Source organism: Stenotrophomonas sp. YJH_SMC_46 (assembly GCF_059370315.1).
In genome coordinates this window covers 313,745-327,267 of record NZ_JCAFTO010000003.1, presented here as the reverse complement: position 1 = coordinate 327,267, position 13,523 = coordinate 313,745, and the positions used below count along the sequence as shown (strand labels likewise).

At 67.8% G+C, this 13,523-nt stretch carries 14 protein-coding genes; 9 read left to right on the top strand and 5 right to left on the bottom strand.

Annotated features, from left to right (window positions below; genetic code table 11):
• Window positions 1-145: 145 nt before the first annotated feature.
• Window positions 146-1,066 carry a lytic transglycosylase domain-containing protein gene (locus AC5P8C_RS10895; protein WP_019659031.1) on the bottom strand — a complete coding sequence of 307 codons (921 nt, stop codon included), beginning with the start codon at window positions 1,064-1,066 and terminating at the stop codon, window positions 146-148.
• Between the two features lie 45 nt (window positions 1,067-1,111).
• Window positions 1,112-2,080 carry a helix-turn-helix transcriptional regulator gene (locus tag AC5P8C_RS10890; RefSeq protein ID WP_134734913.1) on the bottom strand — a complete coding sequence of 323 codons (969 nt, stop codon included), beginning with the start codon at window positions 2,078-2,080 and terminating at the stop codon, window positions 1,112-1,114.
• Between the two features lie 80 nt (window positions 2,081-2,160).
• Between AC5P8C_RS10890 and AC5P8C_RS10885 the strand changes: the two genes are divergently transcribed.
• Window positions 2,161-2,781 carry a glutathione S-transferase family protein gene (locus tag AC5P8C_RS10885; RefSeq protein ID WP_049414878.1) on the top strand — a complete coding sequence of 207 codons (621 nt, stop codon included), beginning with the start codon at window positions 2,161-2,163 and terminating at the stop codon, window positions 2,779-2,781.
• A gap of 206 nt (window positions 2,782-2,987) precedes the next feature.
• The gene (gene miaB / locus AC5P8C_RS10880; RefSeq protein WP_495218745.1) at window positions 2,988-4,406 is read left to right on the top strand and encodes a tRNA (N6-isopentenyl adenosine(37)-C2)-methylthiotransferase MiaB; all 1,419 of its coding nucleotides are present in this window, start codon (window positions 2,988-2,990) and stop codon (window positions 4,404-4,406) included.
• A 73-nt stretch (window positions 4,407-4,479) separates the two neighbouring features.
• On the opposite strand, the gene AC5P8C_RS10875 is transcribed toward miaB, so the two are convergent.
• The 3 genes from AC5P8C_RS10875 to AC5P8C_RS10865 are packed head-to-tail and all read right to left on the bottom strand — an operon-like array spanning window position 4,480 to window position 7,489.
• On the bottom strand, window positions 4,480-5,592 hold the full coding sequence (locus tag AC5P8C_RS10875; protein ID WP_495218744.1) for an ABC transporter permease: 1,113 nt from the start codon (window positions 5,590-5,592) through the stop codon (window positions 4,480-4,482).
• On the bottom strand, window positions 5,589-6,512 hold the full coding sequence (locus AC5P8C_RS10870; RefSeq protein ID WP_111097895.1) for an ABC transporter ATP-binding protein: 924 nt from the start codon (window positions 6,510-6,512) through the stop codon (window positions 5,589-5,591). The genes AC5P8C_RS10875 and AC5P8C_RS10870 overlap by 4 nt, the downstream gene beginning before the upstream one ends.
• Before the next feature lie 20 nt (window positions 6,513-6,532).
• Entirely contained in the window at window positions 6,533-7,489 is a 957-nt protein-coding gene (locus AC5P8C_RS10865) for an HlyD family secretion protein (protein WP_019659037.1), read from the bottom strand.
• 441 nt (window positions 7,490-7,930) lie between these two features.
• Between AC5P8C_RS10865 and AC5P8C_RS10860 the strand changes: the two genes are divergently transcribed.
• From AC5P8C_RS10860 to AC5P8C_RS10830, 7 genes are all read left to right on the top strand, one after another.
• Window positions 7,931-8,917 carry a PhoH family protein gene (locus tag AC5P8C_RS10860; RefSeq protein WP_019659038.1) on the top strand — a complete coding sequence of 329 codons (987 nt, stop codon included), beginning with the start codon at window positions 7,931-7,933 and terminating at the stop codon, window positions 8,915-8,917.
• A complete protein-coding gene (gene ybeY / locus AC5P8C_RS10855) occupies window positions 8,914-9,399 on the top strand; it encodes an rRNA maturation RNase YbeY (protein ID WP_019659039.1) in 486 nt (161 codons plus the stop codon). Before AC5P8C_RS10860 ends, ybeY begins: the two co-directional genes overlap by 4 nt.
• 47 nt (window positions 9,400-9,446) lie before the next feature.
• Complete coding sequence (locus AC5P8C_RS10850) at window positions 9,447-10,052, top strand: hypothetical protein (RefSeq protein ID WP_019659040.1); 606 nt, start codon at window positions 9,447-9,449, stop codon at window positions 10,050-10,052.
• Window positions 10,053-10,130: 78 nt separating this feature from the next.
• Complete coding sequence (locus AC5P8C_RS10845) at window positions 10,131-10,739, top strand: hypothetical protein (protein WP_495218743.1); 609 nt, start codon at window positions 10,131-10,133, stop codon at window positions 10,737-10,739.
• Window positions 10,739-11,326, top strand: coding sequence for a hypothetical protein (locus AC5P8C_RS10840; RefSeq protein ID WP_021203565.1), 588 nt, complete (start codon window positions 10,739-10,741; stop codon window positions 11,324-11,326). The genes AC5P8C_RS10845 and AC5P8C_RS10840 overlap by 1 nt, the downstream gene beginning before the upstream one ends.
• 64 nt (window positions 11,327-11,390) lie before the next feature.
• Window positions 11,391-12,272: a CorC family transporter gene (locus tag AC5P8C_RS10835; RefSeq protein WP_019659043.1), complete on the top strand. Its 882-nt coding sequence runs from the start codon at window positions 11,391-11,393 to the stop codon at window positions 12,270-12,272.
• The gene (locus tag AC5P8C_RS10830; RefSeq protein ID WP_019659044.1) at window positions 12,269-13,519 is read left to right on the top strand and encodes a lipoprotein N-acyltransferase Lnb domain-containing protein; all 1,251 of its coding nucleotides are present in this window, start codon (window positions 12,269-12,271) and stop codon (window positions 13,517-13,519) included. The genes AC5P8C_RS10835 and AC5P8C_RS10830 overlap by 4 nt, the downstream gene beginning before the upstream one ends.
• Window positions 13,520-13,523: the final 4 nt, after the last annotated feature.

Below are 13,523 nucleotides of genomic sequence, written 5' to 3'. Positions count from 1 at the left end.
AGCGGATCCGGTGGGGGCCAGAGCCGCATTGAATCGCGGTCGAGTGTAGCGGAACCGTCGCGCGCCACACAACGCTCTTTGCAAGGAGTGCCGACTGACAGTCGGCACCCACTTGTTCAAGGGAGTGCCGACCAACGGTCGGCACCTACTGGTGACTCAGGGCGGTGCGGTAACGCTCGGCCAGCTGCCCGACCCGGCGCACGTAGTACTGCGTCTCGCTGTAGGGCGGCACGCCACCGTGGCGGTCGACCGCGCCCTCGCCGGCGTTGTAGCCGGCCGCAGCCAGGGTCAGGTCGCCATTGAAGCGCTTCAGCAACCACGCAAGATACTGCACGCCACCGCGGATGTTCTGCCCGGCATCATAGGAATCGCTGACCCCGAAGCGGGCCGCGGTCGGCGGCATCAGCTGCATCAGGCCCTGCGCGCCGGCGCGGCTGAGCGCGGTCGGGTTGTAGGCCGACTCGGCGTGGATGATGGCGCGCACCACGGCTTCTTCGACGCCGAACTCGCGTGCGGCCGAGGTGATCTCGGTCTGGAACGCGGTGGTGTTCAAGCGCACCGAACCGAAGTCCACGCGTGGGTTGACGCCACAGGCATAACAGCGCTCCATGAAACTGTAGCGGATGGTACGCACCGGGCCGAGGTTGGCGACCTGGGTTGGCCGCGCACTGGTGTAGTGGCGCACCCCATCCTTCATGAAGGAATAGACCTGGCCGCTGACCATCCGCCCGGCCCGCGAGGCCGTCGGTGCCGCAGCAGGCGCGGGGGCAGCAGGCGTCGACGCGACCGCAGTGGGCGCAGCGGCGCTGGCCGCCACGGCGACCGGATTGCGTTCGATGCTGGCCACGGTGGTCGGCGCAGGCTTCGGCGCGACCACCACAGGGCGCGGTGCCGGCCGGGTATCGCGGCTGTAGCTGATGCTGCTGCAGCGCGCGCCGGCCACTCGCTTGCTCACGTAGCTGGTGACCCCGTCGGCGCCCTGGCACTTGTACAGGGTGCCGGCGCTGGCCGGCGCAGCGGTCAGCGCAGCGATGATGATCGCCGTTGTCCCCAGTATCCCCTTCATGCCGCGAGTGTCCCAGCTTCGCCGGGGCTTGCCAAGCGACGTGGCTCAGCCTGTGACCGGCGGCACAGCCAGCACCTGGCCCAATCCGGCCAAACGCTGTGCCAGCTCATCGCGCAGGCCCGGCGGTGTGGTCCACAACGCCACCGGCACCCGGTCCAGGCTGAGGATCTGCGCCAGCATCATGCCGCGGCTCTCGGCGCCCATGCGCAACAGGCAATGGCCGGCACCATCAGCCTCCAGCACACCACACCACGGTGGGATGCGCCCTTCCAGCTCGGTGCGGCTGCCGGCCAGGCGGACGATGGCCTGCAGTGCGAACGGCGCCTGGCTGACCGCCTGCCGCACCATCACGTCCGGAGGGGCTGGCGTGCGCCGGTGCAGGCCCGGCTCGGAGCACTCACGTACGGCACCCATGCGGTCCACGCGCAGAGTGCGCCAGTCCTGCCGCCCCAGGTCCCAGGCAAGCAGATACCAGCGCCGCCCGTAATTGACCAGGTGCTGGGCCTCGACCTCGCGCTGGGTGACCGCGTCCTGCGCACTGCGGTATTCGAAGGCCAGCCGCGACGCCTGCCGACAGTGCTGGGCCAGCCGTCCGAGCAGGCGTGCGTCGGTGGACGGAAGGTCGGCCAGGGTGGCCGTCGCCGCATGCACCTCCCCGGCCTGCCGGCGGCGGCGGGTCGGCACCAGCGGGTCGAGCTTGGACAACAGGCCCCGCGCAGTGTCGTCGATGCCGGCGACGGTCGCAGACGCGGCACGCAGGGCGATGGCCAGGGTGGTTGCCTCCTCCTCGTCCAGCAGCATCGGCAATACCGGCGCCCCCGCCCCGAGCTGGTAGCCGCCGCCCACCCCTGACGAGGCGTGGACCGGGTAGCCCAGCTCGCGCAGGCGCTCGATATCGCGGCGGATGCTGCGCCGGTCCACGCCCATGCGCTCGGCCAGCTCAGCCCCGGACCACTGGCGGCGGGCCTGCAGCAGGGCGATCAGGCGCAGCAGTCGATGGGCGGTATGGCGCATGAAGAATCGAGGACAGAAGTCGTCCGCAATAGTGCCCCAGGATGGCTTCCAGTTCACCACCCACCGCAAGGAGCAATGCCATGACCTCACGCCAGATCACCCTGTATCACGCCGCCCGATCCCGCTCGAGCGGCGCCGTGGCTCTGCTCGAAGCGCTGGGTGCCGACTACCGCATGCAGGTGCTGGATCTGAAAGCCGGCGCCAACCTGGCTCCGGCCTATCTGGCCATCAACCCGATGGGCAAGGTGCCGGCCATCGTCCACAACGGCGCACTGGTGACCGAGCAGGTCGCCATTTATCTGTACCTGGCCGACCTGTATCCGGAAGCCGGGCTGGCACCGCCGATCGGCGACGCCCTGCGCGGGCCCTACCTTCGCTGGATGGCCTTCTACGGCGCCTGTTTCGAGCCGGCGATGATCGACAAGGCGATGCACCGCGAGCCGCCGCCGCGCCTGATGTCGCCGTACAACGACGCCGAGACCGTGCTGCAGGTGGTCGAGGCCCAGCTGGCGCAGGGCCCGTACCTGCTCGGCGAGACGATGAGTGCCGCCGACGTGCTGTGGGGCAATGCGCTGGCCTGGACCACGGCCTTCGGCCTGGTGCAGCCTGCGCCGGCCACGGCTGATTACATTGCGCGGATGAGCGCGATGACCGCCTTCGACCGTTCGCGGCAGATCGATGCGGAGCTGGCGGCGGCATAAGCAGCGCCGGAGCAGCGCCGGCCGGCTTTCCTTGTAGAGCCGAGCCCACGCTCGGCTGGCTTCAGTAGAGCCAGGCCATGCCAGGCTGCCCCATGGGAAGCGGGAAGAGCAGCCGAGCGTGGGCTCGGCTCTACAAGGGCGCGGCGGCTGGCGCGGGATGCGGGTAGAATTGCCCGCTTTCCCGCCACCCGAATGGATTAAGCGCCATGACCGGGACGCCAGACGTCTTTCCGCCCGCCACGCCGGGCGGTACCCCGCTCGTTGCCCTGCCCGCTGGTCCGCGCAAGCCTGACCAGGTCAAGGGCAAGCTGTACATCAAGACCCACGGTTGCCAGATGAACGAGTACGACTCGGCCAAGATGGCCGACGTGCTTGCCGCCAGCGATGGCCTGGAACTGACCGACAGCCCGGACGACGCCGACGTCATCCTGGTCAACACCTGCTCCATCCGCGAGAAGGCGCAGGAGAAGGTGTTCAGCCAACTCGGCGTGTGGAAGGGCCTGAAGAACAAGGGCCGCGAGGTCATCATCGGCGTGGGCGGCTGCGTTGCCTCGCAGGAAGGCGAAGCGATCATCAAGCGCGCCCCGTTCGTGGACCTTGTGTTCGGTCCGCAGACCCTGCATCGCCTGCCGGAACTGATCCGCGCACGCCGCGAGCAGAAGCGCCCGCAGGTGGACATCAGCTTCCCCGAGATCGAGAAGTTCGACCGCCTGCCCGAGCCACGCGCCGAAGGTGCCTCGGCGTTCGTGTCGATCATGGAAGGCTGTTCCAAGTACTGCTCGTTCTGCGTGGTGCCTTACACCCGCGGCACCGAAGTCAGCCGCCCGTTCGAGGACGTGGTGGTGGAAGTGGCGCAGCTCGCCGCGCAGGGCGTGCGCGAGATCAACCTGCTCGGCCAGAACGTCAACGCCTATCGCGGCCCGTATGGAGACGGTGAGTTTGCCGACCTTGGCCTGCTGATCCGCACCATCGCCGAGATCGATGGGGTCGGCCGCATCCGCTTCACCACCTCGCACCCGCTCGAGTTCAGCGATTCGCTGATCGATGCGTTCCGCGACGTTCCGCAGCTGGCCAACTTCCTGCACCTGCCGGTGCAGGCCGGCAGCGACCGCGTGCTGTCGGCGATGAAGCGCGGCTACACCGCGCTGGAATTCAAGTCGAAGATCCGCAAGCTGCGTGCGGTGCGCCCGGACATTTCAATCAGCTCGGACTTCATCGTCGGCTTCCCCGGCGAGACCGATGCCGACTTCGAGAAGACCATGAAGCTGATCGAGGACATCGGCTTCGACCACAGTTTCTCCTTCATCTATTCGCGTCGACCGGGTACGCCGGCGGCCGATCTGGAGGACACGATCAGCGATGCGGAGAAGCACGCGCGCCTGTCGCGCCTGCAGGAGCGCATCAATGCGCACGCGGCCAGCATCTCGGAGAAGATGGTCGGTACCGTGCAGACCGTGCTGGTGGAAGGGCCGTCGCGCAAGAATCCGAACGAGCTGACCGGCAAGACCGAGAACATGCGTTCGGTGAACTTCCCGGCGCCGGCGCGGTTGATCGGCCAGTTCGTGGATGTGCTGATCACCGAAGCGCTTACCAACTCGCTGCGTGGGCGCGTGATGGCGGAATAAGGTGTGCCGACCAACGGTCGGCGCCCACCGGAAATGATGCCGGCCAGCGGCCGGCACTACCGAATGACAGGCCTCAATCCAGGCGCTTGCGGAAACGCAGGATCGCCAGCGTCATCATCACCACGATGAAGGCCAGCAGCGCCAGCGCGTCGTGCCACAGCTCCAACAACGAGGCGCCGCGCAGCATGATGCCGCGCACCAGGCGCAGGAAGTGGGTCAGCGGTAGCACCTCGGCCAGCCACTGCACCGGCCGCGGCATGCCGGCGAACGGGAACATGAAGCCCGACAGCAGGATCGACGGCAGGAACAGGAACAACGTCATCTGCATCGCCTGGAACTGCGAGCGCGCGCGCGTGGAAATCAGCAGGCCCAGTGCGAGGTTGGCCAGCACCAGCAGGACCGCGGCTAGGTAGATGTCCAGCAGGCTGCCGCGGATCGGCACCTGGAACAGCCAGGTACCCAGCGCCAGCACCAGGGTGGTCTGCAGCATGCCGATCGCTGCATAGGGCAGCACCTTGCCGACCATCAGTTCGCTGCGCGATACCGGCGTGGCGATCAGCAGTTCCATGTTGCCGCGCTCGCGCTCGCGCACCACCGCCACCGCCGTGAACATCACCAGGGTCATGGTCAGGATCACCCCGATAAGGCCGGGCACGATGTTCACCGCCGAACGCCGTTGCGGGTTGTAGAAACTGGTCACGCTGACCTGGCCACTGGCAATGCTGCCTTCGCGTAGCGGCCGCGTATTGCTGGTCGGGCGCGTATCCAGTGGCACCTGCGCCAGCTGGATCGCCGCACTCTGCACCACGGTGTCGCTGCCATCGACCAGCACCTGCACTGCTTCGCGACCGTCGAAGCGGCGACGCTCGAAGTCGGCCGGCACCACGATGCCGACACTGATCTCGCCACGGCGCAGCGCCTGCATCAGTTGGTCGGGCGTGTACGCCTCGCTGCGCGGCGTGATCACGCCGGTGGCGACCATGTCCTGCACCAGCGCGCGCGAGGCGGCACTGTTGGCCTGATCGGCGACACCGGCGTCGAGGTGACGCAGGTTGAGATTGATCGCATAGCCGAACAGCAGCAGCTGCATCACCGGAATGCCGACGATCATCGCCAGTGTGATGCGGTCGCGCCGTAGCTGCCGCAGCTCCTTGAGCACGATCGCCCACAGCCGGCGCAGGTTCATGCCGCCGGCTCCCGGCCACGGCCGCGGGTGGCGGCGACGAACACGTCTTCCAGGTTCGGCGCTACGGTTTCGATATGCGCTTGCGGGTCGGCGCTGGCCAACGCGCGCCGCAGCACTGCGACATCCGCTACGCCCTCATTGCACAGCACGCGCAGATGGGTGCCGATCTGCGCCACGCTCAGTACGCCGGGCAGCTCGGCCAGCACGCGGCTGGCCTGGCGTGGCTGCGATGACGTGACCTGCAGCGTGCGGCCGTCCAGCTGCGCACACAGTTCGGCCGGCGTGCCATCGGCGACCAGCGCGCCACGATCAAGAATAGCCAGCCGGTGGCAGCGCTCGGCTTCGTCCATGTAGTGGGTCGAGACCAGCACGGTGGTACCGGCGTCGGCAAGTTCAAACAGGGCCTCCCAGAAGTCGCGGCGTGACTCCGGGTCGACCGCGCTGGTCGGCTCGTCCAGGAACAGCAGTTCGGGCGAATGCACCACGGCGCCGGCCAGGGCCAGGCGCTGCTTCTGCCCGCCGCTGAGCGTACCGGCCAGCTGCGGCTGCCGGTCCTGCAACCGGTACTGCTGCAGCAGCGCATCGACCCGTTGCCGGGCCTGGTTGCGCGGCAGGCCCTGGATGGCGGCGAGGAATTCCAGGTTCTCGCGTACCGATAGGTCTTCGTACAGCGAGAAGCGCTGGGTCATGTAGCCGATGCGCCGGCGCAGTGCTTCGGCCTGCTCGGGAACCGCCAGGCCCAGCACCTCGATCTGCCCCGCACTGGGTTCCAGCAGGCCGCACAGCATGCGGATGGTGGTCGACTTGCCCGACCCGTTCGGGCCCAGGAAACCATAGACCTGGCCACGGGGCACGGTCAGGTCGACCTTGTCCACGGCCAGCAGATCGCCGAAGCGGCGGGTCAGGCCCTGCGCATGCACTGCGATGTCCGCACCGGTGTTCAGAAGCGCACCTGCACCGGCAGCCCGGCCGGAAGCGTCTGCATGTCGCTGGCTTCATCCACTTCGATCTCGGCGAGGTAGCTCAGGCGCTCGACGTCATCGCCGGTCAGTGCGTAGTACGGGGTGAATGAAGGCTCGCTGCGGATCGCGCGCACATGGCCCTTCAGTACGGTGCGCCCTCCCTCCAGCTGTATCTGCGCCGGCTGACCGACCTTGACCTGCAGGCGCAGCGGCTGCGGCAGGTAGACGCGCGCATAGGGGCGCTCGCCAACCAGCATCACCGCCAGTGGCGCCCCGATCGGTGCCTGGTCACCCTGCCGGTACGGCAAGGCATCGATCACGCCATCGCGCGGTGCGCGCAGCTGCAGCTTCTGCAGGTTGACGCCCTGCACCACCTGCTGCGCCTGTGCGGCGTCGGCGGCCGCCTGGCCCTGGGCGATGTCCTGCGCGCGACTGCCGTGCACCCGTTCCAGCCAGGCCTGCTCGGCGGCACGCACGCTGGCCGCGGCATTGCCGGCGGCCGCCCGTGCACGGTCCAGCTCGGCGGCGGCGATCAGGCGCTGGCGTGCCAATGGTTGCACGCGCCGATAGTAGGCAGTGGCTTCAGCAGACTGCGCGCGCAACGCGGCCAGTTGTGCCTGGGCCTGTGCGATCTGTTCCTGCCGCGGGCCGAGCTTCAGCTCTTCCAGCTGGGCCTGCGCGCGCGCCGTGTCGGCCTGCGCCACCGCGAACTGCGCGTCGCCGCGGGCGGGGTCGAGCTGCATCAACACGGCCCCGGCCTTGACCCGCTGGCCCTCGCGCACCTCCAACGTGGCGATCACCTCGGCCGCCGGCGCCGGCACCGTGATCCGGTCCCACTCCAGTGTGCCCAGCGCCGTTGGCGTTGACTGCCCACAGCCTGCCAGCAGGCCGATGGCCGCCAGCCCGAGTCCACGCATCCCGTTGCCGATGCCCATACCATCCCCTCCTGCGACGGCGACACGGTGCCAGCTGCCCCGTGCACCCTCAATGATTCCGATCAGCCCTGACGGTTTTTTCGCCACGTACGGGCGAGCCTTTTGCTGCAAGGCTCCTCTCCACCTATCCACAGCTTGATTCAGCATCATTCCACAGCTGGTGTGGAGAACCGAACGGGGGCGGCCGTACTGGGTGCCTGGCAGCGGAAGATGCGCTGCCGTCACAGGAGCCGGCCGGCTGTGACGGTTTTTTCACCACCGCCTCATACGCCTTGTGGCACAAGCACTGCGAAGGCCTATCCACAGGTTTTCGCGCCCCCCCTCCACACCGGGTGTGGAAAACCGCGTATCGGCCCGCTGCTGGCCGCATGCCCGGTACGCGCGTAACCTTGTCATCCCAAGTCCATCGCGGTGGACGGCGAACCCGCCCCACCCCAAGCAATGAAAAGCATCGATCATCGAGACTTCACCCTGTCGCCGGAAGACAACGAGCGATTGGCCAACCTGTGCGGCCCCTTCGACGGGCACCTGCGCCAGATCGAGCTGAAGCTCGGCGTGGAGATCGCAAACCGTGGCTTCGTGTTCCGCATCAGCGGGCCCAATGAAGCCATCGTGGAGGCGCAGAAGCTGGTTGAAGCGCTGTACGCCGAAGCCGGCGAGACCGTCTTCGACAACCACGCCATCCATCTGCGCCTGGCGCAGGCCAATGTCGAGCAGATCGCCGAACGCTCCTACGAAGCGCAGGAGGTCGCGATCAAGGTCAAGCGCGGTACGGTACGTGGCCGTGGCGCCAATCAGTCCCGCTACCTGCACCAGATCGCCACCCACGACATCAACTTCGGCATCGGCCCGGCCGGTACCGGCAAGACCTTCCTGGCCGTGGCCAGCGCGGTCGAAGCACTGAACGAATCGCGGGTGCAGCGCCTGATCCTGGTGCGCCCGGCGGTGGAAGCCGGCGAGAAGCTGGGCTTCCTTCCAGGCGACCTGAGCCAGAAAGTCGATCCCTACCTGCGACCGTTGTACGACGCCCTGTACGAGATGATGGGCGTGGAGAAGGTGGTCAAGCTGCTGGAGAAGAACGTCATCGAGATCGCGCCGCTGGCCTACATGCGCGGCCGCACGCTCAACGATGCATTCGTGATCCTGGACGAAGCACAGAACACCACCATCGAACAGATGAAGATGTTCCTGACCCGCCTGGGCTACGGCTCCACCGCGGTGGTCACCGGCGACCTGACCCAGACCGACCTGCCCAAGCACGTGAAATCCGGTCTGCGCGACGCCATCGATGTGCTGCGTGAAGTCGAGGGCGTCAGCTTCACCTTCTTCGAATCCCGCGACGTGGTCCGCCACCCGCTGGTCGCGCGCATCGTCAGCGCCTACGACCGTCGCGACCTGCATCAGATCCAGCCTGGAGCGACGCCATGACCCGTGGTCCCGTGCGACTGGACGTCGCCGTCAGTTATGCCCTGCCGCGTGCCGGCCTGCCGGCGGCCGTGAGCTTTCGCAAGTGGGTGGCCGCTGCGTTGAAGGGCCGCATCCGCGAGGCCGATCTGGCCATCCGCGTGGTCGATGCCAAGGAAGGCCAGTCGCTGAACCGCCATTACCGTGGCAAGGACTACGCCACCAACGTGCTCAGCTTCCCGGCCGAAGTGCCCGAAGGCCTGCCCAAGGGCGTCAAGTTTCCACTGCTCGGCGACCTGGTGATCTGCGCACCGGTGGTGGCCCGCGAAGCCGACGAACAGGGCAAGGCGCTCAACGCCCATTACGCGCACCTGACCGTGCACGGCGTGCTGCACCTGCTTGGCTGGGACCACGAGGACGACAAGGAAGCCGAGGCGATGGAACAGCTGGAGCGCGACATCCTGGCCGAGCTCGGCATCGCCGATCCCTACGCCGGCGAGCGCTGACGACCACGCACACCGGGTTCATCACGGAGGACAACCCCATCGCGCTGTTGCCCGCACTCATCGCCGCTCTTCTGCAGGTAACCACTGCCCCGGGCATCGACCCCGACCGGGAACGACCGTCGCCGTTCCCGGCCAGCGACAGCGCGGCCGACATTGCCGCCAAAGTCGCCGAGGTGCAGGCCTTCTTTGACGTCAGCCAACAGACGGCCCGCCAGGCGGTCGCCGAGGCGCAGCAGCACGCATTGATGGAACGCTTGAGGGCGCGCCACGCGGCACGCCTGGCCGGCATGTGGGTGGACAATGCGACGGGTTGGACCGTCGTCGTGCGATTGACTGGCCCAGCCTCCGAGGCGGATGAGACCCATCCAGGGGCGGACGGCCCGCAACGCGTGCGCTATATCATCGGCGCTTCAATGACCGAAGCGGAGATGCAGCGCCGTCTTCAGGCGCAGCAGGGCTGGTTCATCCCGCAGCTGCCCGGTCTGACCGGCTATGGCCTGGACGTCATGACCGGTGAACTGGAGCTGGAACTCCGGGATACCGCTGGCGCGCGCGCAACGGCGGCGACCGTGCGCGACCACCTGCAGGCGCTGCTGGGCTACCCGGTCAGGCTGCGCTGGTACCCAGCGGCATCGCAGCGCCGATCGCCCTGACCCAGCCGTGCTGCAGGTGCCGGTCCGCGCGCTGCGCAATTGTTTGCCGCCTGGCATGGCGGCACAAGGAAACCAAGGATGACCTCGGGAAACAGCTTCACGGCGATTGCAATGAGTGCGGGCCTGTTCGCAGGCCTGCTGGTGCTGGGCGCGTACACCGTGCGCCGCATCAGCGCCGGCGACCCCAGCGGCAGGCACTGGCTGCTGCGCAGCCTGGCCCTGCTCTCGCCCTTGTGCCTGCTGGCCGGGCTGGCGACCGGCATGATCGGCCCCCACCTTACGGGTAGAGCAGAACCCGTCCACCTGCCCGGGCTGTGGGAAACGTCGATGGTGCTGATACTGGTCGGTGCCTTGACCCTGCCGGTGCTGTGGCGAACGCTGCTGCAGCAGCGGCTTGGCAGGCCGGTCAACGCGCTTCCGTTCTTCCATGCCAGCCGCACCTCGTTGCTGGTGCTGTTCGTGCTGGCCGTGATCTACGTGAAAGTGGCCAGGACAGCCGCATCGGAAATGTTGCCCTGGCTGACCAGCCCGGGCCTGTGGCCGGCGGTGGTGCGCATCGCGGGGCAATCGATGCAGATCACCATGCTCGCGGTCGTGCTTACCCTCTCACTGATGGTCGTGCGGCGGGCGATGACCGGTTTCCTGCGCCTTCTCAGCGGGCTGTTCAGGCGCTCACCGGAGCTATGATGGGTGCCCTTCGCCTGCGGAAACCGCCCGTGTCACTGCGCTGCTGCCTGCCCCTGCTGTGTGCCCTTGCGGTCCCATCCGCCTTCGCTTCCAGCGTCGACCTGCCGGCCCTGATCGAATGCCGCCAGGGCGTGGCCGAGCAGGCCGCGCTGGCGCCGCTGCTGGCCGATCCGCTGAAGGCCGTGGCCCAGGGCCTGCAGCCGCTGCCGCAGGGCAACCAGTTCATGAGCGAGTTCCGGCTGGCCAGCCCGATCACCGTCTTCGGCCAACAGACCGATCGGGTGGCGGTGGCCGGCGCCAGCGTCATGGCCGTCCTCGACCAGGCCGACCCACGCCCGCTGGCCAAACGGCTGGAATTGGAGACCGGCTACGACCAGGACGGCAAGTTCATGGCCGGCCGCGAGCTGGTCAGCCGCGACGTGACCGACCCGAAGACCGGCGAGGCCCAGATCGAGTCGATCATCCTCAGCGTCTCCACCGTGGCCTCCCACCCGGGCAAGACCCTGGCCGGCTGCACCTACAGCCTGGACCTGCCCGAGGAGGAGCCGGCTGCGGCCGCCCCAGCCCCGGCCACCGGCAGTCACTGACAGGCCGTCACATCCTGCTAGACTTGGGTCAACGCCCGGCCTGCCGGGTGCCTTTTTTCCAGAGATGTCAGAAGACGACAGTAGTAGCTCCCCTGCGGAGCACAGTGAAAAGAAGCGCGGCTGGCTTGAACGCCTGACCTCCGCCTTCTCCGGCGAACCCCATACCCGCGACGAGCTGGTCGCTGTCCTGCACACCGCGCAGGAAGAAGGCCTGATCGCCGCCGATACCCTGAAGATGATGGAAGGCGCCATTTCGGTGGCCGAGCTGACCGTGGGCGACGTGATGATCTCGCGCTCGCAGATGGTCTCGCTGCCGGTTGAAGCGCCCTTCCTGGAACTGATGAAGCAGGTGGTCGAATCCGGCCATTCACGCTTCCCGGTACACGGCGAGAACAAGGACGACATCCTTGGCATCCTGCTGGCCAAGGACCTGCTGCGCGGCGTGGTCGCCGACAACGGCCCGGCCAACGTACGCGAGCTGCTGCGCCCGGCAGTGCTGATTCCGGAGGCGAAGAAGCTCAACGTGCTGCTGAAGGAGTTCCGCCTGTCGCGCAACCACATGGCCATCGTGGTCGACGAGTACGGCGGTGTCGCCGGCCTGGTCACCATCGAGGACGTGCTGGAACAGATCGTCGGCGAGATCGACGACGAGCATGACGAGGCCGAGGACCCGTCGGCGCAGATCGCCATCCAGTCCGACGGACAGTACGTGGTCGACGCGCTGACCCCGATCGGCGACTTCAACGAGCGTTTCGGCGCAATGTTCTCCGACGAGGATTACGACACGATCGGTGGCCTGGTCACCGAGGCCGTGGGCCATCTGCCGGAAGTCGGCGATGAGCTGGCACTGGACCGCTTCATGTTCCGCGTGGCCCGCGCCGATGCGCGCCGGGTACAGGCCTTCCACGTGACCGTGCTGCCGCCGGACGCGCAGGACGACGCTTGAAGCGCCGCGGCCTGATCCTCATGGTGTGGCTGACACTCTACGTGTTGGCCATGGCCCTGCCGCTGGCCGCCTTCGCGCAGCCGGCGCCGGCCACACCTGCCGTGCCCGCGGCCAGCGCTGAAGCCCCTGCTCCGCGCATCGGCGTGGTGACCATGCAGCCGGGCACGGTGTTCTTCGAACGCTTCGGCCATGACGCCATCGTGGTGGTCGATCCGCTCAGCGGCGACGCAACCTCGTACAACTTCGGCTACTTCGACCCCTCCGAGGACGATTTCATCAGCCGCTTCGCACGTGGCGACATGATGTATTACCTGGTGGCGCTGCCGCTGCAGCAGGACCTGTCGTACTACGACGAGACCGGCCGCGGTGCCAGCGTGCAATGGCTGGACCTGCGCCCGGACCAGGCGCGTGCGCTGGCCGCTGACCTGGCCGAGCGGGCCAAGCCGGAAAACGCGCGCTACCACTACGACTATTACACCGCCAATTGCGCCACGATGGTGCGCGACACCCTCGACAAGGCGTTGGGTGGTGGCCTGCAGTCGCAGCTGTCGGGGCGCTCGCGTGGCAACACCTATCGCAGTGAATCGGTCCGTCTGGCCTCGCCGGCACCATGGATGTGGCTGGGCTTCGATGTGGGCCTGGGGCCGTTCGCCGACCAGCCGCTGTCGCGCTGGCAGGAAGCGTTCGTCCCGATGCGCCTGGCCGATGCCCTGCGCCAGGCACGCAACAGCGATGGCCGGCCGCTGGTGCAGGCCGAACAGGAACTGTTGCCGCACCGCATCGATCCGGAGCCGAAGGAGTTCGCACGCCGCTGGTGGCCGTGGCTGCTGTGCGGCCTGGTGATCGCCGCTGGCGTGCTGGCGCTGCGCAACCGCCCGCGCCTGCTGGCCGGGCTGGCACTGCCGTTCTGGCTGCTGTGCGCTCTGTTGGGTGGCGTGCTGGTGTTCCTGTGGGGCTTCAGCATCCACTACGCCGCGTGGGCAAACCGCAACCTGCTGCTGCTTTCGCCGCTGGCCGTGCTGCTGCTGCCCGGTGCGATCGCGCTGCTGCGCCGGCGCCTGCCGGGACGCATGTTCAGCATCATGTTGTGGCTGCTGGCGGTACAGGCGGTGGCCGCACTGGTGCTGCACTGGCTGAGCCTGCAGGCCCAGTACAACGTGCAGTGGATCGTGCTGCTGCTGCCGGTGCACGCGGCCCTGGCGTGGGTGCTGGGGCGCCGTCCTCACTTGTCCGAAACACGGCCCTGACGCA